This is a genomic window from Microbacterium sp. ACRRU (genome assembly GCF_022346945.1).
GTDB classification, from domain to species: domain Bacteria; phylum Actinomycetota; class Actinomycetes; order Actinomycetales; family Microbacteriaceae; genus Microbacterium; species Microbacterium mcarthurae.
Window position 1 is genome coordinate 1 of record NZ_JAKRNI010000010.1, and the last position, 20,687, is coordinate 20,687.

The following is a 20,687-nucleotide window of genomic DNA, read 5'->3' on the forward strand; positions in this document are numbered from 1 at the left end:
GCGTCCACGGCGTCGTCGTCCAGGCGAGCGCCCGCACGCCGGTGAGGCCGAGTGCTTCGGCCTTGGCGCCGACGAGCGGGAACGTCACCGTGACCGAGGGGTCCTGGCGCATCTTGTAGACGTCGTCGTCCATGCGCAGCTCGTGGCTCGACAGCGGCGTCTCATCACGCCAGCAATACGGCAGCACGCGGTAGCCCTCGTAGGCGAGGCCCTTGTCGTGCAGCGTCTTGAACGCCCACAGGACGCTCTCCATGTACGACGTGTCGAGCGTCTTGTATCCGCGCTCGAAGTCGACCCAGCGTGCCTGACGGGTGACGTAGTCCTGCCAGTCGCGCGTGTACTCGAGCACGGACTCGCGGGCCTTGCCGTTGAACACGGCGACGCCCATGCGCTCGATCTCGTCCTTCTCGGTGATCCCGAGCTGCTTCATCGCCTCGAGCTCGGCCGGCAGACCATGCGTGTCCCACCCGAACACGCGGTCGACCTTCTTGCCGCGCATGGTCTGGAAGCGCGGGAACACGTCTTTCGCGTACCCGGTGAGCAGGTGCCCGTAGTGCGGGAGACCGTTGGCGAACGGGGGTCCGTCGTAGAACACCCATTCCTCGGCGCCGTCGCGCTGAGCGATCGAGGCGCGGAAGGTGTCGTCGGCGTCCCAGAAGGCGAGCGTGTCGTGCTCGATCTCGGGGAACCGGGGGCTGGGAACGACGGATGCCGCGGCGTCGGCCGCCGGTCCGAAGGATGAGGGGCGTGGGTAGGTCATGTCTCTCCGCAGGTCGCGATCCACCTGCGAGGACGATCCGGTCGGACCGCGGTACCACCCCGCATTGCGCCCACCGGGGTGGGCACCTCTCTCACGGCGGCTGTGACGGGCCTGACCCGCTCGGTTCTACTGAGGGACGGACCCTGTTCTTCCGAGAGCTCCCCGGTGATGGCCGGATCGGTGCTGGTGGGTACAGTCTACGCCGTTGCGCCGGGGCCGGCGGGCGAGAGACCCGCGGCCGAGAGCAGCTCCCGCGTGAACGGATGCCGGGGCTCGTCGAACACGCGCGAGACCGTCCCCGACTCCACCACCCGTCCCTCCTGCAGGACGAGCACCTCATCCGCGATGCCGCGGACGACGTCGAGGTCGTGCGTGACGAACACCATCGCAAGATCGCGCTCACGCTGCAGGGCCGCGAGCCTGTCGAGGATGCGCGCGCGCACCGAGACGTCCAGGGCCGACACCGGCTCGTCGAGCACGAGCAGCTCCGGCGAGACCGCCAGCGCGCGGGCGATCGCCACGCGCTGACGCTGGCCACCCGACAGCTGCGCGGGACGACGACGCCCGAACGCCGGAGAGAGCCCGACCTCCCGGAGCAGGTCGGCGACCGCGCCGCGGCGGTCCGCGCGCGGGACCCCCGCGACCGCAACCGCCTCGGAGAGGGTGCGTCCGACGCTCCAGCGCGGATCGAGCGCTCCCCACGGGTTCTGCTGCACGAGCTGCACCCGACGGCGATCGGGTCCGCGCGCCTCCCTCGGGGTCCAGGGCCGCCCGTGAAAACGCAGCGACCCGGCATCGGCCCCGGCGACCCCGACGATGAGCCGGGCAAGGGTCGTCTTCCCTGATCCGGACTCCCCGACGACGGCGAGCGTGCGCCCGCGTCGCAGTTCGAACGAGACCCCGTCCAGGGCGACGCGGTCGCCGAAGCGCTTGGCGAGCCCCGTGCCCGTCATCACCGGCGGCTCCGCACGCGGCGGCCGGTGCCGTTCGGCGGGGGTGAGCGCCGCGACGAGGGCGCGGGTGTGGGGATCGCGCGGTGCGGTGAGGACCGCGCGGGTCTCGCCGGTCTCGACCACGCGCCCGCCGTGCAGCACCACCATCCGATCTGCCACGCGCCGCACCGCAGCGAGGTCGTGCGTGATGAGGACCACCGCGACGCCGGTGTCGGCGATCTCGCGCAGCAGGTCGAGCACGCGGGCCTGCACCGTGGCATCCAGGGCCGTCGTCGGCTCATCGGCGATCAGCACGGCGGGCTCTGTCACCAGCGCCGAGGCGATGAGCGCGCGTTGACGCTGACCACCCGAGAGTTCGTGGGGGTACTGCCGAGCCCGCCGATCCGGCTCCGGGAGACCGACCCGCTCGAGCACGTCGCGCACGCGGTCGCGCAGCGCCGCACCGCGCGCGGCGGGTTCGTGGATGCGGACCGGCTCAGCGACTTCCGCACCGATGCGCCGCAGCGGATCGAGGGAGACCAGGGCGTCCTGGGCGACGAGTGCCACCCGCGCCCCGCGCATCGTGCGCCACTGGCGCTCGGTGAATCCCCGCACGTCGGTGCCGTCGATCTCCGCCAGGTCGGCGGTCCAGCCCAGCCCACGTGGGAGTAGCCCCAGCAGAGCGCGCGCCGTCAGAGATTTGCCGGCACCGGACTCTCCGACGAGCGCAACGCACTCCCCCGGGGCGACGTCGAGGTCGAGCGCCCGGACGATCGCCCCGTCGGGGCCGTCGATGCCGAATCCGCGAAGCCGAACACCGCTCATGCGCCACGCTCCTCAGACCGTGCGCGCAGGGCGCGCCCCACCACACTCACGCTCACGACGGTGAGCGTGATCGCCAGGCCCGGGAACACCGCGACCCACGGCGCCTGCACGAGGAGATTCCGGCCCGAGGAGAGCATGAGCCCCCACTCGGGCGTCGGTTCGGTGGGCCCCAGTCCGAGGAAGCTGAGTCCCGCCGCCGCGAGGATGCTCGTGCCGACGCCGATCACGGCCAGCACGCTCACCGAGGCCACGACGCCCGGAAGCACATGGGTGGCCAGCACGACGGGAGCACGCACGCCGACGATACGCGCCGCCTCGACGTACTCCGTCGTCGAGAGCGCGCGTGTCCGCGCGCGGGCGAGGCGCACGTACACGGGGAGCGCCGCCAACGTCACCGCCACCGCGACGTTCACCGGCCCCGGGCCGAGCACCGCGACCACCAGGAGCGCGAGCAGGAACTCCGGGAAGGCCAGCAGCACGTCGGTGATGCGCATCGCGGCCGCGTCGACCGGTCGCGGTGCGATCGCCCCAAGGGTGCCGGCGATGACCCCCACCAGGAGGGCCAGGCCGGTGGCCAGCAGGCCGATACCCACCGAGCGTCCGGTGCCGAACACGACGCGGGAGTACACGTCGCGTCCGCTCTGGTCGGTACCGAACCAGTGCGCCCCGCTCGGCGGCTGCAGCGACGCCCGCACGTCGGTGAGAAGCGGGTCGTGCGTGGCCAGCACGCCCGGCGCGAGCGCCGCGAGCGCGATGACGGCCAGCATCACCGCCGCAGCGCCGAGAGTCACGCGGCGCGCGATGACACCTGCGGCCGAGGTGCGAGTGGCCCTCCGGACGCGCGTCGCCGGGCCGGTCATGCCGGAACCCCGGTCTCGATCCGCCGCGCCGGGGCGGAACGCGCAAGGCGCGGGTCGAGCAGCGGGACCACGAGGTCGACGACAGTGTTGACGATGACGAACACCAGGGCGCTGAGCAGGATCACGCCCGTGACGACGGGCAGATCGCGGTCGGTGATGGCAGTGAGGGTCACCCGCCCGATCCCGGGCCGGGCGAACACGGTCTCCACGAGCACGGCTCCGCCGAGAAGCGACCCCACCAGGTACGCCGCAAGGGTCACGCCCCCGACCCCGGCGTGCCGCAGGGTGTGATGCGTGCTCTCCCGCAAGGGGGAAGCGCCGCGGGCCCGGACGGTGAGGAGGAACGGCTCGCGCTCGGCCGCCTCCACGCCGTCGCGCAGAACCTGCGCCAAGAGCGCGGCGACGGGGAGAGCGAGGGTGACCGCCGGCAAGACGATCGTCGTCGGATCACGCGCCCCGGAGACGGGGAGCCATCCCAGCTGGAACGAGAACACCGACAGGAGCACGAGTCCCGTCCAGAAGACCGGCGACGACAGCACGACGAGCTCGACCGCGGCGGCGGCCGCCCGGCCCGTCCGGCCACGAACGAGGAGCACCGAGGCGAGGGCCAGCACGACCGCGATGAGGAGCGCGAGGGCCGTGAGCTGCACGGTAGACCCGAGCTGGCGTCCGATCACCTCGGTGACGGGGAGCCGCAACTGGTACGACTCGCCCAGGTCGCCCCTCGCGAGCCGACCGAGGAACGCCACGTACTGCTCCCCCACGGGCCGATCCAGGCCCAGCTCGCGTCGAATGCCGTCCTTCACCTCTTGGCTCGCCTGCGCCTGCGGGCCGAGGATCACATCGACCGCGTCGCCGGGGATGATCCGAAACGCCAGGAACGCCAGGGTCGCCGCTCCCCACAGCACCAAAACGACGGATGCCACGATCCCCCCGAGACGCGCGAGCACGGCGCGGGCGCGCGAGGAGGACCGTGGCATCCGGGGACGCGGGTCAGCCGCGCGTGGCGGTCGCGAACAGCGGACGACCGTAGAGGTCGAAGGTCAGGCCGGACACGTCGGGACGCACCGCGGTGATCAGCGCGGGACTGTACAGGGGCACGATCGCCACGTGGTCGGCGTTCCACCGCTGCACCTGGCCGTACGCGTCAGCACGCGCCTCGGCGTCGGTCGTACGGGCCCCCTGCTGGAGGAGAGCGTCCACAGCCGGGTCGCTGACCTGAGAGGCGTTCTGGAACCCGTCGGTGGCGAGGTGGCTGCGCAACAGGTCGGGGTCGACACCCGAGAAGCCCCAGTCGGTCAGGTCGAAGGTCTTCGGGCCGTACTGCTCGTTGTACGCCCCCGGCTCGAGCACCTCGCGCTGAAGGTCGAAGCCGACCGCACGCAGGTCGGACTGGATCGCGTTCGCGAGAGCCGCGCGGTCGTCGGGCACCGGAGTCCAGGCGATCCAGCGGGCGCTGAGGCGCTGCCCGTCCTTGGTGCGGAAGCCCTCGGCATCCCGCTCGGTCCACCCTGCCTGGTCGAGCAGCGCGTTCGCCGCGGCGGGGTCGAAGGGCCACGATCCTTCCAGGCCCGCGTCATAGCCGGGAGTGGTCGCCCCGAGGATGCTCCAGGCACGGGGGAACTGGCCGAAGAAGATCTCCTCGACCGCGGTGTTCACATCGATCGCCCGCGAGAAGGCCTGTCGCACGAGCTGGTCGGCGAAGACGCCGTACTTCTCGTTGAGGTACAGCGAGTACGGCAAGCCGGGGTACTCGAGGGCCTCGACGGTGACGTCGGCGGGCACCTGGTCGACGAGGTTCGGCGGCAGGTTCGTGACCACGTCGGCCTCGCCGCTGGAGAGCACGCCGAGGCGCACCGAGGCCTCGGGAAGGATCTGGACGCGGAGCGTCTCGACCTCCGGCGCGGCGCCGCCGTGCGGGCCCCAGGCGTAATCGTCGTTGCGGGTGTACACGATCTCCTGATCCGGGGTGTACGAGGTGAGCGCGAACGGCCCCGTGCCGACGGTGACGTCGGGACCGCCCGCCTTGAGCTGGTCGGCCGAGCTCTCGAGAACCGCGGGCGAATAGAAGCCGAGGAGCGCGGTGCTCGCGGCCTGCAGGAACGGGGCGTAGGGCTCGGCGAAGCGCACGCGCACGGTTCGCTCGTCCACGACGTCGGTGCCGGCGTACAGCTCGCCACCGAGCATGCTCGCCGCCTGCGCCGAGGCGGTGGCCGGGTCGGCGATGCGGTCGAAGTTCGCCTTGACGGCGGCCGCGTCGAATGCCCGGCCGTCGTGGAACGTCACGCCCTCGCGCAGGTAGAAGACGTAGGTCGCGCCCTCGTCCTCGATGTCCCACGACTCGGCGAGCCACGGCGAGAACGACCCGTCGGCCTCCTGGAAGACCAGCGAGTCGAGAACGGACCGCTGCACCATCGCGGAGACATCGAGCTGACTGGTCTGCGGGTCCATGTGCCCCGCCGAGAGGTTCGCCCCCTCGATGGCCCAGACGATCTCGCCGTCGCTGGAGGAAGCGGCATCCGTTCCCGAGCAGGCCGAGAGGGCGAGCGCGGAGACGGCGGCGACGGCGGTCGCGGAGAGAAGGCGGCGGAGCAGCACGGACGGCATGGAACGACCTCGGAATCGCTGGTGGGGAAGCATCCATTCTACCGACTTCCTGGACGCAGTCTCGAAATCAGCGACGGGGTTCGGGTGCCGCGCCCCGACCGCCAGTGACCCGGGGCGCGGCCAGCCGACCGTCTGCAACTCGGTATCCTGGGTGCGACCACAGTCAGGCACGCACACACGGTGCCGCACATATCGCTCGAGGAGTACCCATGTCGCAGATTCCGGACAAGCCCGCGCTGGAGGGCCTCGAGAAGAAGTGGGATGCCGCGTGGACCGAGCGCGGGACGTACGTCTTCGACCGCGCTCGTGCCGCCGAAGTCGGCCGCGCGGGCGTGTACTCCGTCGACACGCCGCCGCCCACGGCATCCGGAAGCCTGCACATCGGGCATGTCTTCAGCTACACCCACACCGACGTCAAGGTGCGCTTCGAGCGCATGCGCGGCAAGACGGTCTTCTACCCCATGGGGTGGGACGACAACGGCCTGCCGACCGAGCGTCGCGTCCAGAACTACTACGGCGTGCGGTGCGACCCGTCGCTCCCGTACGACCCCGACTTCACCCCGCCGTTCGCCGGCGGTGACAACAAGAGCACCAAGGCCGCCGATCAGGTGCCCATCAGCCGCCGCAACTTCATCGAGCTGTGCGAGCAGCTGACCGTCGAGGACGAGAAGGCGTTCGAAGCGCTGTGGCGCGACCTCGGACTCAGCGTCGACTGGGGCCAGACGTACCGCACCATCTCCGACGCGGCGATGCGCACCAGCCAGCTCGCGTTCCTGCGCAATGTCGAGCGCGGCGAGGCGCATCAGGCGCTCGCACCGACCCTGTGGGACGTCGACTTCCGCTCCGCGATCGCGCAAGCCGAGCTCGAGGACCGCGACCAGCCCGCCGCGTACCACCGCCTCGGCTTCCACAAGACCGACGGCTCGGGCGACGTGTTCATCGAGACCACCCGCCCCGAGCTGCTCGCCGCGTGCGTCGCCCTGGTCGCCAACCCCGACGACGAGCGGTACCAGCCCCTGTTCGGCAGCACGGTGCGCACGCCGCTCTTCGACGTCGAGGTGCCGGTGCTCCCCCACCCGCTCGCGCAGCAGGACAAGGGCTCGGGCATCGCCATGATCTGTACGTTCGGCGACGTGACCGACATCATCTGGTGGCGCGAACTCGACCTGCCGAACCGCACGATCATCGGCAAGGACGGTCGCATCATCGCCGAGGCCCCGGACGTCATCGTGACGGATGCCGCGAAAGCGGCGTACGCCGAGCTGGCCGGAAAGACCGTGTTCAGCGCCAAGAAGCGCATCGTCGAGCTGCTGCAGGAGTCGGGTGAGATGGAGGGCGCCCCGAAGCCCTTCACCCACCCCGTGAAGTTCTTCGAGAAGGGCGACCGGCCCCTTGAGATCGTGTCGACGCGTCAGTGGTACATCCGCAACGGCGCGCGCGACGCCGAGCTGCGCGAGCGCCTCGTGGGCCTCGGCCGCGAGATGTCGTGGCATCCCGACTTCATGCGCGTGCGCTACGAGAACTGGACGAACGGGCTGACCGGTGACTGGCTGGTGTCGCGCCAGCGCTTCTTCGGCGTGCCGATCCCGGTCTGGTACGCCCTCGACGAGAACGGGGAGCGCGACTACGGTCGCGTGCTGACGCCCGACCTCGCGGCGCTCCCGGTCGACCCGACCACCGATGTTCCCCCGGGCTACACGGAGGAGCAGCGCGGAGTGCCCGGCGGCTTCGACGCCGAGCGCGACATCCTCGACACGTGGGCGACGTCGTCTCTCACCCCGCAGCTGGCCGGCGGCTGGCAGCGCGACGAGGAGCTCTGGAACCTCGTCGCGCCGTTCGACCTGCGTCCGCAGGGTCAGGACATCATCCGCACGTGGCTCTTCTCCACGATGCTGCGCAGCGCCCTCGAGGACGACCGCGTGCCGTGGACGGATGCCGCGATTTCCGGCTTCATCGTCGACCCCGACCGCAAGAAGATGTCCAAGTCGAAGGGCAACGTCGTCACGCCGGCCGACATCCTCGCGCAGCACGGCTCGGACGCCGTCCGCTACTGGGCGGCCTCGAGCCGACTCGGCACCGACGCGGCCTTCGACCCGCAGAACCCGACGCAGATCAAGATCGGTCGTCGACTCGCGATCAAGCTGCTGAACGCGGCGAAGTTCGTGCTTTCGTTCCCGGTGCCCGAGGGTGCCGAGGTCACGCACGCCCTGGATGCCTCGATGCTGGCGACCCTCGACCGAGTCGTCGTCGATGCCACCGCGGCGCTCGAAGCGTACGACCACGCCCGCGCGCTCGAGATCACCGAGTCCTTCTTCTGGACGTTCTGCGACGACTACCTCGAACTGGTCAAGGAGCGCGCGTACGACCGCTCCGACGTCGGTCAGGCGTCGGCGGCTCTCGCGCTGCGCACGGCCCTCTCGACGCTCGTGCGGCTGTTCGCCCCGGTGCTCTCGTTCGCGGCCGAGGAGGTGTGGTCGTGGTTCGAGGAGGGCTCCGTCCACACCGCCGCCTGGCCCGCGCCGATGGGTATCGACGGCGACCCCGGTGTGCTCACGGCCGTGGGCGAAGCGCTCATCGGCATCCGGCGCGCCAAGACCGAGGCCAAGGCCTCGCAGAAGACGCCGGTGACCTCGCTCACCGTGCACAGCCCCCACGTCGCGGCCCTTCGTTCGGCCGAGGGCGACCTGCGTGCGGTCGGACGGATCGAGGAGATCACGTTCGCCGACGCCGAGACGACCGCCGTCACCGACATCGTGTTCACACCCCAGGAGGACTGATGCAGCTCGGAACCCGTTGGACCGCTCGTGAGCAGCCGCCGGCTGCCGTGCCCGCGGTCCTGCACGCACAGATCGCGGCCGTCGAGGCGGCGCTGAACCCCGACGGACTCAGTGCCCCGGCACCGCGCTGGACGCTGACGTTCCTCGAAGGACGCCCGGTCGCCGAGCTCGACACCGGTGTGATCGTCGCGCAGGACGCCTCGGGCGAGGTCGTCGTGCGCTACGACGACGACGCCGAGTTCGCCTGAACCGTCGCGGGCTCGGGGTCCTTCGAGACCTCGGGCCCCGGCGTCCGGCCCGGCACGCGTGACTACGCTGGAACGATGACGGATGCCGTGATCAATCCCCTCCTCGCTCCGACGCCCCTCCCCTACGACCTGCCCCCCTACGGGAGCATCCGGGTCGAGCACTACCTGCCCGCGTTCCGCGAGGCGTTCGCGGCGCAACGCGCCGAAGTGGACGCCATCACCGCGCAGACCGAGGCTCCGACGTTCGAGAACACCCTCGTCGCGCTCGAGCGCAGTGGTGCGTTGCTCGATCGCGTCGCGCGGACCTTCTACACGGTGGCATCCGCCGACGGCACGCCCGAGGTCCAGGCCGTCGAAGAAGAGCTCGCCCCGCTCCTGTCGGCCCACCGCGACGCGATCCAGCTGGATGCCGCCCTGTTCGCCCGTGTCACGGCCGTGTTCGAGACCCGGGACACGCAGGACCTGGATGCCGAGAGCCGATACCTCGTCGAGCGTCGGCACCGCGAGATGTCGCTCGCCGGCGCCGGGCTCGACGACGAGCAGAAGCAACGGCTCACCGACCTCAACCAGCGCCTCTCGACCCTGACCACGACGTTCGAGAAGAACCTCCTGGCCGACACCAATGACCTGGCCGTGGTGTTCGACGACGCCGCCGAGCTCGACGGCCTGAGCGAGGGTGAGATGTCCGCCGCGGCACAGGCGGCGACCGAGCGCGGACTCGACGGCCGGTACGTCGTCACCTTGACGCTGTACACCGGCCACCCGTTCCTTGCGTCGCTGACGAACCGAGAGAGTCGGCGTCGGCTGCTGGAGGCGTCGCGCGCCCGTGGGACCCGCGGCAACGCTAACGACAACCGCGCGACGCTGCGCGAGATCGTGCGGCTGCGCGCCGAGCGCGCGGCTTTGCTGGGCTACCCGTCACACGCGGCGGCCGTTCTCGCCGACCAGACCGCGGGCTCACCGGATGCCGTGCACGACCTGCTTCGCCGCCTCGCCGTCCCCGCCGCCCGCAACGCACGCGCCGAGCAGGCGGCGCTGCAGCGGATCGCCGACGTCGACCGCATCCAGGTCGAGGCGCACGACTGGGCGTACTACACCGAGAAGGTGCGCGCGGAGCAGTACGACCTGGACCGCGCTGCCCTGCGGCCCTGGTTCGAGGCCGAGCGCGTGCTGCGCGACGGTGTGTTCGCCGCCGCCGAACAGCTCTACGGCGTCCGCATCGCGGAGCGCCACGACCTGCAGGGCTACCACCCCGACGTGCGCGTGTTCGAGGTGCACAACGCCGACGGCAGCGAGCTGGGGCTGTTCCTGCTCGACCTGTACACCCGCGACTCCAAGCGCGGCGGGGCGTGGATGAACTCCATCGTGACGCAGTCGCGCCTGCGCGGCACCAAGCCTGTCGTCGTGAACAATCTCAACGTCAACAAGCCCGCGCCGGGGACGGCGACGCTGTTGACCCTCGACGAGGTCACGACGCTGTTCCACGAGTTCGGGCACGCGCTGCACGGTCTTTTCGCGACGGTGACGTACCCGCATTTCGCCGGCACCGCGGTGCACCGCGACTTCGTGGAGTTCCCCAGCCAGGTGAACGAGATGTGGATCTTCTGGCCCGAGATCCTCGCGCACTACGCGCGACACCACGAAACCGGCGAGCCCCTTCCGGACGATGTCGTGGAGCGCCTGCACGCCTCGGAGGCGTTCAATCAAGGATTCGCCACGAGCGAGTACCTCGCGGCATCCTGGATCGACCAGGCCTGGCACGGCCTGAGCCTCGCCGAAGCCTCGGAGGACATCGACGTCGCCGCGTTCGAGGCCGCTGCTCTGGCGGACATCGGGCTCGACAATCCCGCCGTCCCGACACGGTATGCCTCGACCTACTTCGCGCACATCTTCAGCGGCGGTTACAGCGCCGGGTACTACTCGTACATCTGGAGCGAGGTGCTCGACGCCGACACCGTCGAGTGGTTCCGCGAGAACGGCGGGCTCACGCGCGAGAACGGCGACCGGTTCCGTCACCGTCTTCTCGGGGTCGGCGGTTCAGGCGACCCGCTCGAGGCCTACCGCGACTTCCGCGGCCGGGATGCCGAGATCCAGCCGCTGCTCGAGCGACGAGGCCTTACCGCATAGAGCGGCGATGGTCCCGGCCGCGCGGAGCGGTCGGGGCCATCGTCAGCGGGAACTCAGGCGCTCTTGCGCTTCTGCGCGAGCACCTCGGTCGCGGCCGCTCCGTCTTCGACCGACGCGCGCGTGATGACGACCTTCGCCACGTCATCGGCGGACGGGATGTCGAACATGACCGGGCCGAGGACGTCTTCGAGGATCGCCCGAAGGCCGCGGGCACCCGTCTTGCGGGCGACAGCGAGATCGGCGATGGCGCGCAGCGCCTCTTCCTCGAACTCGAGCTGGACACCGTCGAGCTCGAACATGCGCTGGTACTGCTTGACGAGCGCGTTCCGCGGCGCCGTGAGGATCTCCATCAGGGCGTCCTGGTCGAGAGGCGACACGGATGCCACGACGGGCAGGCGACCGATGAACTCGGGGATCAGACCGAACTTGTGCAGGTCTTCGGGGAGCACCTCGCTGAAGAGATCGGGTGCGTCCTCTTTGCGGTGCAGCGGCGCGCCGAAGCCGACGCCGTGCTTGCCCACGCGGGCGGAGATGATCTCTTCGAGACCCGCGAACGCACCGGCCACGATGAACAGCACGTTCGTCGTGTCGATCTGGATGAACTCCTGGTGCGGGTGCTTGCGGCCGCCCTGCGGCGGGACCGAGGCGACCGTACCCTCGAGGATCTTCAGCAACGCCTGCTGCACACCCTCGCCGGAGACGTCACGGGTGATGGAGGGGTTCTCGGCCTTGCGGGCGATCTTGTCGACCTCGTCGATGTAGATGATGCCCGTCTCGGCGCGCTTGACGTCGAAGTCGGCGGCCTGCAGGAGCTTGAGGAGGATGTTCTCGACGTCTTCGCCGACATAGCCGGCCTCGGTGAGCGCCGTGGCATCCGCGACCGCGAACGGCACGTTGAGGCGCTTCGCGAGCGTCTGCGCGAGGTACGTCTTGCCGCAGCCGGTCGGACCGAGGAGCAGGATGTTGCTCTTGGCGATGTCGATCTCTTCGGCGCGCTGCTCGGCGGGCTGAAGGGTGCCGTGGGCGCGCACGCGCTTGTAGTGGTTGTACACGGCGACCGCCAGGGCACGCTTCGCGGGCTCCTGGCCCACCACGTACTCCTCGAGGAAGCCGAAGATCTCGCGGGGCTTCGGCAGATCGAAGTCGGTGACCTCGCCGGAGGACGACTCGGCCATGCGCTCTTCGATGATCTCGTTGCACAGCTCGACGCACTCGTCGCAGATGTACACGCCCGGACCGGCGATCAGCTGCTGCACCTGCTTCTGGCTCTTGCCGCAGAAGGAGCATTTGAACAGATCGGCGCTCTCCCCGATGCGTGCCATGCCCGTGCCTCCCTATCCCCGGCCACTCGCCCGAGTGACTTTGAGCCTAACCGCTGCCCGTGACATTCGAGGGCATTTGCGCGAGTGCCGTCGCTGTGATCGCCACGGGCGGACACGGACGCCCCCCTCCCCGGCGTGAGTCGCCGGGATTTGTCGCCATGCGCACCGCGCAGGCGACAAATCCTGGCGACTCACGCATTCGCGGCGGGCAGAGACGACGATGCCCCGCCGGTGTTCCGGCGGGGCATCGTGACGCGGGCGGTCAGGCGGTGAGGGCCGCCGGGACGCGCTTGCGGGTCGTCAGCACCTGGTCGACGATGCCGTACTCCATCGCCTCCTGGGCGGAGAGGATCTTGTCGCGATCGATGTCCTTGTTGACCTTGGCGACGTCCTGTCCGGTGTGGCGGGCCATCGTCTCCTCCAGCCACGTGCGCATGCGCATGATCTCGGCCGCCTGGATCTCGATGTCCGACGCCTGACCGTGACCGGACTCGCCGACCGCGGGCTGGTGGATCAGGATGCGGGCGTTCGGCAGCGCCAGACGCTTGCCCGGGGCACCGGCCGCAAGCAGCACGGATGCCGCGGAGGCGGCCTGGCCGAGCACGACCGTCTGGATCTGCGGCGACACGTACTGCATCGTGTCGTAGATCGCGGTCATGGCCGTGAACGAGCCACCGGGCGAGTTGATGTACATGATGATGTCGCGGTCGGGGTCCTGCGACTCGAGCACGAGCAGCTGGGCCATCACGTCATCGGCCGAGGCGTCGTCGACCTGGACGCCCAGGAAGATGACGCGGTCTTCGAACAGCTTGTTGTACGGGTCCTGGCGCTTGTAGCCGTAGGCCGTCCGCTCCTCGAACTGGGGCAGGATGTAGCGGCTGCTCGGCATGTGCGCGGCGCCGCCGCCGAAGGTGGGAGTGTGCATTGCGGTGTCCTTTCCTCTCGCCCTCGGCCTCAGGCCGCGGTCCCGCCGCCGCCGGCGACGTCGGTCGCGTGCTCGCGGATGTGGTCGACGAAGCCGTACTCGAGCGCCTCGTCGGCGGTGAACCAGCGGTCACGGTCACCGTCGGCGTTGATCTGCTCGACGCTCTTGCCGGTCTGCGCCGCGGTGATCTCGGCGAGACGCTTCTTCATGTCGAGGATGAGCTGCGCCTGCGTCTGGATGTCGCTCGCGGTTCCGCCGAAGCCACCGTGCGGCTGGTGCAGCAGCACGCGCGCGTTCGGGGTGACGTAGCGCTTGCCCTTGGTGCCGCTGGTGAGCAGCAGCTGACCCATCGACGCGGCCATACCGATACCGACGGTGACGATGTCGTTCGGAACGAACTGCATGGTGTCGTAGATGGCCATGCCGGCCGTGATCGAGCCGCCGGGCGAGTTGATGTAGAGGTAGATGTCCTTCTGCGAGTCTTCCGCCGCGAGCAGCAGGATCTTGGCGCAGATCTCGTTGGCGTTCTCGTCACGCACCTCCGAACCGAGCCAGATGATGCGGTCCTTGAGCAGCCTGTCGAAGACGCTCGTTGCCATAAGGGGTTCGGGCATGTGTGCTCCTCTTCCGGTGATCTGCAACGAATCTACCGGCGTGGTTCGGGACCGGTCGCCGTGTTCGCCGCGGGCGGATCAGGCGTGTCCGTCCGCGATCTCGCGGGCGTATCCGGTCACGGAGCGGGTGTAGAGCGGCAGGTGCGGGGCGAGAGCCAGGAGGGCGATGGATGCCGCCCGCTCCGTGTCTCCGGAGGACACCAACGCGAGCGCGTAGAACGCGGCGGCCGCGTCGTGCAGCGGTCCTCGCGGCTCGCGCTCGTACTCCCCGCGAAGCATCTCCCGGGCCTCGTCGACCTTTCCCAGGTTGCGGATCGTACTCGCCAGCTGGATCGTCGCCCGCGCACGGCGGTTCTCGTCCAGGCCGCCGGTTAGCGCGCGTCGGTAGAGCACCTCTGCCTCGGCCTCGAGGCCCGCGGAGTCACGGGCCCCGGCGCGCTCGAACAAGGCGACGGGGTCGTCCTCCGAGCGTTCGGCGGCCAGCGCATCGATGGCCGCGATCACCTCATCCTCGGTCAGCGCCGCGTCATCCCAGACCGCATCGACGCGGCTCTGCCAGTCGTTCACCCGTGTTCTCCCTTCGTCCTGAGTCGCGCCTGCCCGGCACTCCCCGTTGAGTGTCCAAGACACGCGGTTGCGCGCCGACGCGGTCGGCGTGTCGTGGACACTCGATCGGCGAGGCGGCGACGAAAACAGGGGGCGGATGCCATGGCATCCACCCCCTGTCGACGTGACGGACGAGCTTTACTCGCTGTCGGCGGCCTTCTTCTTCGCCGGGGCGCGCTTCTTGGCGGGAGCCTTCTTGGGGGCTTCCTCCGCCGGGGCCTCTTCGGCCTCGACGACGGCGTCCGCGTCGGCGGCGGCGTCGGCGTTCTCCTGCGCCTCCTCGACGACCTCGTCCTCGGCGTCGGTGGGCTCTTCGCCCTCGACGGCGACGAAACCGGTCAGGTCGACAGGCTTGCCGTTGGTGTCGACGACGGTGACCTTGCCGAGGGCGATCGCGAGCGCCTTGTTGCGGGCGACCTCACCGACCATGGCGGGCAGCTGGTTGCCCTGCTGCAGCGCGTTGACGAAGTCCTGCGGGGCCATGCCGTACTGGGCGGCCGACTGGATGAGGTACTGCGTCAGCTCGTCCTGCGACACCTGGACGTTGGCATCCTCGGCGATCTTGTCGAGGACCATCTGCGTGCGGAACTGCTTCTCGCTGGCCTCGGTCACCTCGGCGCGGTGCGCGTCGTCGTCGAGACGGTTCTCACCCTCGAGGTGGTTGTGCACCTCGTCCTCGATGAGCTGCGGCGGCACGGGGATCTCGACGGCCTCGAGCAGGGCCTCGACGAACTTGTCGCGTGCCGCGGCACCCTGCGTGAACACCGACTGCTCGGACACGCGCTCGGCGAGGGACGCACGGAGCTCTTCGAGGGTGTCGAACTCGGATGCCATCTGCGCGAAGTCGTCGTCGGCGTCGGGGAGCTCGCGCTCCTTGACGGCGGTGATGGTGACCGCGACCTCGGCCTCTTCACCGGCGTGGTCGCCACCGACGAGCTTGGAGCGGAAGGTGGTCTGCTCGTCGGCGGTGAGCGAGTCGATGGCCTCGTCGATGCCCTCGAGCAGCTCGCCGGAGCCGACCTCGTAGGAGACGCCCTCGGCGCGGTCGATCTCGTTGCCGTCGATCGTGGCGACGAGGTCGAGCTCGACGAAGTCGCCCTTCGCGGCGGGACGGTCCACGGTCACGAGCGTGCCGAAGCGGGCGCGCAGGCGGTCGAGCTCGGCATCCACCGCGGCCTCGTCGGTCTCGACGGCGTCGACGGTCACGGTGATCGTGTCGTAGGCGGGCAGGTCGAACTCGGGGCGCACGTCGACCTCGACGTCGACGACCAGGTCGCCCGAGAAGTCCTTGAGCTCGGGGAGCTCGACGATCTCGGCACTGGGACGGCCGATGACGCGGAGTTCCTGCGCCTCGACGGCCTGGCGGTAGAACCCGTCGAGACCCTCGTTGACGGCGTGCTCGATGACGGCGCCGCGGCCGATGCGCTGGTCGATGATCGGCGCGGGCACCTTGCCCTTGCGGAAGCCGGGGATCTGTACGTCCTGAGCGATGTGCTCGTAGGCGTGGGTGATGCTCGGCTTGAGCTCTTCGGGCGAGACCGTGATGTGGAGCTTGACCCGGGTCGGGCTGAGCTTCTCGACGGTGCTGTTGACCATGCGGTGTGTTCTCCTCGTGTGGCCCGCGCGCACGCGGGGGCCGGCTAGGCCTGTGGTCTGTGGGGCCGTTGCGTCGGGGCGACAGGATTTGAACCTGCGGCCTCCCGCTCCCAAAGCGGGCGCTCTACCAAGCTGAGCTACGCCCCGGGGCGACGCGCAAGACGCGTTCGACGAAACGACCCCTGAAAGTCTAGTCGATCGAGGTGCGGGGGCCGATCTGAGAGACGATCGGATGCCGTGTGGTTCGTCGCGGACGCCGTGTCCGCGGTCGCGAGACCAGGCGGGGGCTCGAGAACAGGCCGTCGCGGACGGGATTCGCCTGTTGCGGGCACATCCCCTGTTCTTGCGACGCGGGTGTTCGTGACATCGTCTGGCGTGAAGTAGAGTTGTGGATGCTGCGGTTCGCCGCCGCGGGGATGTAGCTCAATGGTAGAGCCTCAGTCTTCCAAACTGATGGTGCGGGTTCGATTCCCGTCATCCCCTCCACATCACTCGGTCCCTCCGGTTTCGCTCAGAACCGCCTGGAACGACTCCGGGAGAACCACGTTCTCGCCCGCCCCGGCGAAGAACGCCGCAACCTGCAACGGCCGGTACCCCGCGATCCCGCAGCCCACCTCGGTGACGAGGAACCGCAGCTCGGGATGCTCGGCCGCGAAGGCGACGAACCGCCGCGCCTGCTCCTCGAACACGGCGAGCCCCGACATCGTGTCGATGCCGTACGACTGGCCTTGCAACCCCTCCGCCTGCCCCCAGACGGCACCGAAGCGATCGAGGGCGAACCGCGCCGCCCCACCCCCGTGAGCTCCGGACGCGTTCGAGCCGAAGACGAAGACCTCACCGGGTTCCAGACTGTCGATGCGCATGGCGACACGCTACGCGCGGCGGCGAGACGCGCCACGGGGTTGCGGTGGGGAGGTTCCCGCCGGCAGCGCGTCGTGGGCCCGCCGAACGATCGAAGGACGGCAGTTCGCTGCGCCTCGCGAGCCGAAGCGGCACATCATCGTGGCTGCACAGACCTCCGGCGCGTCACCGAACCGCAGCCCCGCTCGGTCAGTCGCCCCGCACGGCCCCCGCGTGCCGCTCCACATGCGCGAGATACGTCTGCGCGTTCCGCAGGATGCCCTCCCGCTCCTCCGTCGTGAGCAACCGCCGCACCTTGGCGGGGACTCCGGCGACGAGCGACCCCTCCGGCACCACCGTGCCCTCGAGCACGACCGCTCCCCCGGCCACGAGGCATCCGGGGCCGATCACCGCACCCGAGAGCACGACGCTCCCCATCCCGATGAGCGAGCCGTCGCCGATCGTGCACCCGTGCACCACCGCGTTGTGCCCGACGGAGACGTCGGCGCCGATCGTCACGGGGCGCCCGCGGTCGACGTGGACCGACACGTTGTCCTGCAGGTTGCTGCGCGGGCCGACCACGATCGCGGCGCTGTCCCCACGGACGACCGCGTTGTACCAGACGCTCGACCCCTCGCTCAGCGTCACGTCACCCACCACCCGCGCACCGGATGCCACAAAGGCCGTCTCGTGCACCTGCGGGGTCGCGTCGGGAAGGGCGAGGACAGTGGCATCCGGGGCGATCGTCATGCCGCCGAGACTACCGCCGGAGTGAGGTGAGGATTGCCTTTCTACCAGGCATTTAGCCCAGCCTCATCTTGCTTGCGGAATGTTCTCTGCTGAGTAGCGTTGCTGTCAGAACGACTTCCGAAGAACTCGAGGAGACCCCATGAGCACCGTTCAGACCCCCGCCGCGACCACCGTCGACTCGACCATGGCCTCCAGCACCGCCCAGTTCCTCTCGCCCGTCGTCCTCGGCCTCGAGGCTCTCGTCGTCAACGGCAAGCAGGCCCACTGGCACGTGCGCGGTTCGAACTTCATCGGTGTACACGAGCTGCTCGACACCGTCGTGGCCCACGCGCAGGACTGGGCCGATCTGGCCGCTGAGCGGATCGTCGCCCTCGGCCTCCCGATCGACTCGCGCCTGTCGACCGTCGCCGCCAAGGCAAGGGAGACCGCGGTTCCCGCCGGCTTCGCGCAGTCCGACGTCATCATCCGCGCCGTGATCGCCGACATCGACGCCGTTCTCGTCGACATCCAGACCGCCATCGACGGTCTCGACGAGACCGACCTGTCGAGCCAGGACGTCGCGATCGAGATCAAGCGCGGCCTCGACAAGGACCGCTGGTTCCTCTTCGCGCACCTCGCGGCCTGAACACCTCCTTCCGACGAGGGGCGGCGCTTCGGCGTCGCCCCTCTCCTCTTGCGTGAGTTGCCAAGATTTGTCGCCTTCGGGCGCAGCCCGGCGACAAATCTTGGCAACTCACGCTTCTGCTGCGCGGGGGCAGGGTCAGGACGTGTGGGTGACGCGGCCCGCGAGCAGGGTCGTGCGCACCGGCATCGCCCGGAGGGCGCGCTCGTCGGCGGTCCGCGGATCGGCGTCGACGATCACCAGATCCGCCAGGGCACCGGGAGCGATCTCGGCCGGCGCCGTCGAGCCGCCGGAGGTGGATGCCGCGATCGCGGTGTCGATGTCGATCCGCTGGTGCGGCTGCCAGGCGTCGCGCCCATCGCGCGTGCGGAACACCGCGGATGCCATCGCCGCCCACGGATCCAGGGGTGCGACGGGGGCGTCGGAGCCGAACCGGAGGTTCGCACCGCTGTCGGCCAGCGCACGCAGCGGATACGGCTGAGACGACTGCTCGGCCCACATGGCATCCGTCATGTCGCGGTCGTCGAGAGCGTGCTCGGGCTGCACGCTCGCAGCAACGCCGAGCCGGGCGAAACGCGGGATGTCGGCGTGCGCGACGAGCTGTGCGTGCTCGATCGTGCCGACCGCCCCGGTGCGGGCGTACGCGTCGAGGGCGTGGGCGTTGGCAACGTCGCCGATGGCGTGGATCGCGCACTCGAGGCCCGCGGCCGTCGCGCGCGTCATGAGCTGCTCGAGCTCATCGGGCGTGATCGTCAGCAGCCCGTGATTGCCGACATCATCCGGGTAAGGATGAGCACAGGCGGCAGTGCGCGTGCCGAGCGAGCCGTCGGTGATGGCCTTGAGCGGTCCGACGCGCACGAGATCGTGCGAAGCGCCGCGCACCGGATCGCCCGTGCGCAGGCCCTCCGCGATCGCGCGGTCCAGGTGCTGCGGGTACGTGCCGTACGACACCCGCAGCGCATCGAAACCGCGGGCGACCCGGCGCTGCCACGGTTCGTCGTTCCACGTCATGTCGAGGTCGACGAGACCGACGACGCCCCGTGCCGCAGCGGCTCGCGCCATCCGGTCCACGGCGCGGTCGGCGATCTCGGGTTCGACGGCGTTGATGCGGCGCGAGATCTCGAACGCATCTTCTTCGCGGAGGACCCCGGATGCCGGGGGCTCGATGCCCTCGCGCCGGAACGCCGCGGAGTTGAGCCACACGCTGTGGACGTCGGCATTGACGAGATAGGTCGGGACGTCGCCGGTGGTGGCATCCAGGAGGTCGAGGCTCGGCTCGTCGGCCCAGAGGCCGTCGCGGAACCCGACGCCGATGCGCAGTCCGTCGACGAAGGGGGCCGCGCCCATGATCGCGGCGGCCTCCCGCGCCGACGTCGCCGATCCCAGCGGGATACGGCCGACCGAGAGGGCCCACTGGACGACGTGCACGTGGTGGTCCCACAGCCCCGGGACAAGCCACCCTCCGTCACCGTCCACGACGACGCCGCGCGGTCGGAGGTTCCCGGTCGGGGCGATGTCGAGGATGCGGCCGTCGGCGAGGACGAGGTCGACCGGCTCGCCGGGCGTCGGCAGGAATTCGCGGCCGGGACCGGAGACGCGTACGGCCCGGACGAACGCCGCGGTCTCGCCGATCATGCGCGCGGGCGCGCGTCGGCGGCGCGGCGCATCTCGGCGGCGAGAGCCGGGTTGGCGTACGGCCCGTCCGACAACCCGTCGATGATCGTTTCGACGACGTCGGCGGGGCGGTTCTGGCTCAGCTTCCGCTTGCCGACGACGCGGGTCGGGGTCAGCCGGAAGCCGACGGTGCCCGCGGCGAGCCGATCGACGAACGCCGGGTCGTTCGGTGCGCGATACAGCCCGCGACCGTCCTCGCCCTCGAAACGCTCCACGAGCCGGTCGAGAACACTGAGGTTCTCTTCCGGCTCGAGGAGCTCCGGGATGCCGCTCAGGTGCGCCGAGACGAAGTTCCACGTGGGGACGGCGGGAACATCGCCGTACCACCGGGGCGAGACGTAGCCGTGCGGCCCCTGCACCACGACGAGGAGCTCGCGCTCTCCGAGGCCCAGGATCATGTCGTCGGGTTTGCCGACGTGACCGACGATCGTGAGATCGTCGCGCGCGTCGTCCAACAGCACCGCGTAGTGGGAGGCGACGAGCCCGTCCGCACCGGACGAGACCAGGGTCACCCAGGGATGCTGCTCGATGAGACGTCGGATCTCGCCGACATCGGTCATCGCGAAACTCGGATTCTGCCGCACCGGTTCAGCCTAGATCGC

At 70.0% G+C, this 20,687-nt stretch carries 18 protein-coding genes and 2 tRNA genes; 5 read left to right on the top strand and 15 right to left on the bottom strand.

The features are described 5' to 3' along the window. The 5 genes from MHY30_RS07035 to MHY30_RS07055 form a co-directional block, all read right to left on the bottom strand. Positions 1 to 760: class I tRNA ligase family protein (locus MHY30_RS07035; protein WP_239276165.1), on the bottom strand; the 760-nt coding region annotated here is incomplete at its 3' end. A 197-nt stretch (positions 761 to 957) separates the two neighbouring features. Then, positions 958 to 2,517, bottom strand: a complete 1,560-nt coding sequence (locus MHY30_RS07040) for an ABC transporter ATP-binding protein (RefSeq protein ID WP_239276166.1) — start codon at positions 2,515 to 2,517, stop codon at positions 958 to 960. Beyond that, positions 2,514 to 3,308, bottom strand: coding sequence for an ABC transporter permease (locus MHY30_RS07045; RefSeq protein WP_239276167.1), 795 nt, complete (start codon positions 3,306 to 3,308; stop codon positions 2,514 to 2,516). Before MHY30_RS07045 ends, MHY30_RS07040 begins: the two co-directional genes overlap by 4 nt. 65 nt (positions 3,309 to 3,373) lie before the next feature. Continuing rightward, positions 3,374 to 4,357, bottom strand: coding sequence for an ABC transporter permease (locus tag MHY30_RS07050; protein ID WP_239276168.1), 984 nt, complete (start codon positions 4,355 to 4,357; stop codon positions 3,374 to 3,376). A 13-nt stretch (positions 4,358 to 4,370) separates the two neighbouring features. Then, positions 4,371 to 5,984 carry an ABC transporter substrate-binding protein gene (locus MHY30_RS07055; RefSeq protein ID WP_239276169.1) on the bottom strand — a complete coding sequence of 538 codons (1,614 nt, stop codon included), beginning with the start codon at positions 5,982 to 5,984 and terminating at the stop codon, positions 4,371 to 4,373. Between the two features lie 209 nt (positions 5,985 to 6,193). Between MHY30_RS07055 and valS the strand changes: the two genes are divergently transcribed. From valS to MHY30_RS07070, 3 genes are all read left to right on the top strand, one after another. After that, on the top strand, positions 6,194 to 8,761 hold the full coding sequence (valS, locus tag MHY30_RS07060) for a valine--tRNA ligase (RefSeq protein ID WP_239276170.1): 2,568 nt from the start codon (positions 6,194 to 6,196) through the stop codon (positions 8,759 to 8,761). After that, entirely contained in the window at positions 8,761 to 9,009 is a 249-nt protein-coding gene (locus tag MHY30_RS07065) for a hypothetical protein (protein WP_239276171.1), read from the top strand. The genes valS and MHY30_RS07065 overlap by 1 nt, the downstream gene beginning before the upstream one ends. Positions 9,010 to 9,084: 75 nt before the next feature. After that, positions 9,085 to 11,136 (top strand): M3 family metallopeptidase, encoded by a 2,052-nt coding sequence (locus MHY30_RS07070; protein WP_239276172.1) that lies wholly within the window; start codon positions 9,085 to 9,087, stop codon positions 11,134 to 11,136. A 53-nt stretch (positions 11,137 to 11,189) separates the two neighbouring features. On the opposite strand, the gene clpX is transcribed toward MHY30_RS07070, so the two are convergent. The 6 genes from clpX to MHY30_RS07100 form a co-directional block, all read right to left on the bottom strand. Next, complete coding sequence (gene clpX / locus MHY30_RS07075) at positions 11,190 to 12,458, bottom strand: ATP-dependent Clp protease ATP-binding subunit ClpX (RefSeq protein ID WP_239276173.1); 1,269 nt, start codon at positions 12,456 to 12,458, stop codon at positions 11,190 to 11,192. A gap of 262 nt (positions 12,459 to 12,720) precedes the next feature. Further along, positions 12,721 to 13,383: an ATP-dependent Clp protease proteolytic subunit gene (locus tag MHY30_RS07080; protein ID WP_138172345.1), complete on the bottom strand. Its 663-nt coding sequence runs from the start codon at positions 13,381 to 13,383 to the stop codon at positions 12,721 to 12,723. 29 nt (positions 13,384 to 13,412) lie between these two features. Next, positions 13,413 to 13,997 (bottom strand): ATP-dependent Clp protease proteolytic subunit, encoded by a 585-nt coding sequence (locus MHY30_RS07085; protein ID WP_239276174.1) that lies wholly within the window; start codon positions 13,995 to 13,997, stop codon positions 13,413 to 13,415. Positions 13,998 to 14,075: 78 nt separating this feature from the next. Next, positions 14,076 to 14,564: a tetratricopeptide repeat protein gene (locus MHY30_RS07090; protein WP_239276175.1), complete on the bottom strand. Its 489-nt coding sequence runs from the start codon at positions 14,562 to 14,564 to the stop codon at positions 14,076 to 14,078. A 177-nt stretch (positions 14,565 to 14,741) separates the two neighbouring features. Next, on the bottom strand, positions 14,742 to 16,199 hold the full coding sequence (gene tig / locus MHY30_RS07095; protein WP_239276176.1) for a trigger factor: 1,458 nt from the start codon (positions 16,197 to 16,199) through the stop codon (positions 14,742 to 14,744). Positions 16,200 to 16,272: 73 nt separating this feature from the next. Further along, a tRNA-Pro gene (locus tag MHY30_RS07100) sits at positions 16,273 to 16,346 on the bottom strand. A gap of 265 nt (positions 16,347 to 16,611) precedes the next feature. On the opposite strand from MHY30_RS07100, the gene MHY30_RS07105 reads away from it, so the two are divergent. Next, a tRNA-Gly gene (locus MHY30_RS07105) sits at positions 16,612 to 16,685 on the top strand. Positions 16,686 to 16,687: 2 nt separating this feature from the next. Here the strand turns inward: MHY30_RS07105 and MHY30_RS07110 are convergent. Both MHY30_RS07110 and MHY30_RS07115 read right to left on the bottom strand, forming a co-directional pair. Next, positions 16,688 to 17,062, bottom strand: a complete 375-nt coding sequence (locus MHY30_RS07110) for a hypothetical protein (RefSeq protein WP_239276177.1) — start codon at positions 17,060 to 17,062, stop codon at positions 16,688 to 16,690. Positions 17,063 to 17,249: 187 nt separating this feature from the next. Beyond that, positions 17,250 to 17,789, bottom strand: coding sequence for a gamma carbonic anhydrase family protein (locus tag MHY30_RS07115; RefSeq protein ID WP_239276178.1), 540 nt, complete (start codon positions 17,787 to 17,789; stop codon positions 17,250 to 17,252). Between the two features lie 139 nt (positions 17,790 to 17,928). On the opposite strand from MHY30_RS07115, the gene MHY30_RS07120 reads away from it, so the two are divergent. Further along, positions 17,929 to 18,414, top strand: a complete 486-nt coding sequence (locus tag MHY30_RS07120) for a Dps family protein (RefSeq protein WP_239276179.1) — start codon at positions 17,929 to 17,931, stop codon at positions 18,412 to 18,414. A 135-nt stretch (positions 18,415 to 18,549) separates the two neighbouring features. Here MHY30_RS07120 and MHY30_RS07125 read toward each other — a convergent pair whose 3' ends face one another. After that, positions 18,550 to 20,046 carry an amidohydrolase gene (locus tag MHY30_RS07125; RefSeq protein ID WP_239276180.1) on the bottom strand — a complete coding sequence of 499 codons (1,497 nt, stop codon included), beginning with the start codon at positions 20,044 to 20,046 and terminating at the stop codon, positions 18,550 to 18,552. Continuing rightward, positions 20,043 to 20,669 (bottom strand): FMN-binding negative transcriptional regulator, encoded by a 627-nt coding sequence (locus MHY30_RS07130; RefSeq protein WP_239276181.1) that lies wholly within the window; start codon positions 20,667 to 20,669, stop codon positions 20,043 to 20,045. Before MHY30_RS07130 ends, MHY30_RS07125 begins: the two co-directional genes overlap by 4 nt. Positions 20,670 to 20,687 lie beyond the last annotated feature (18 nt).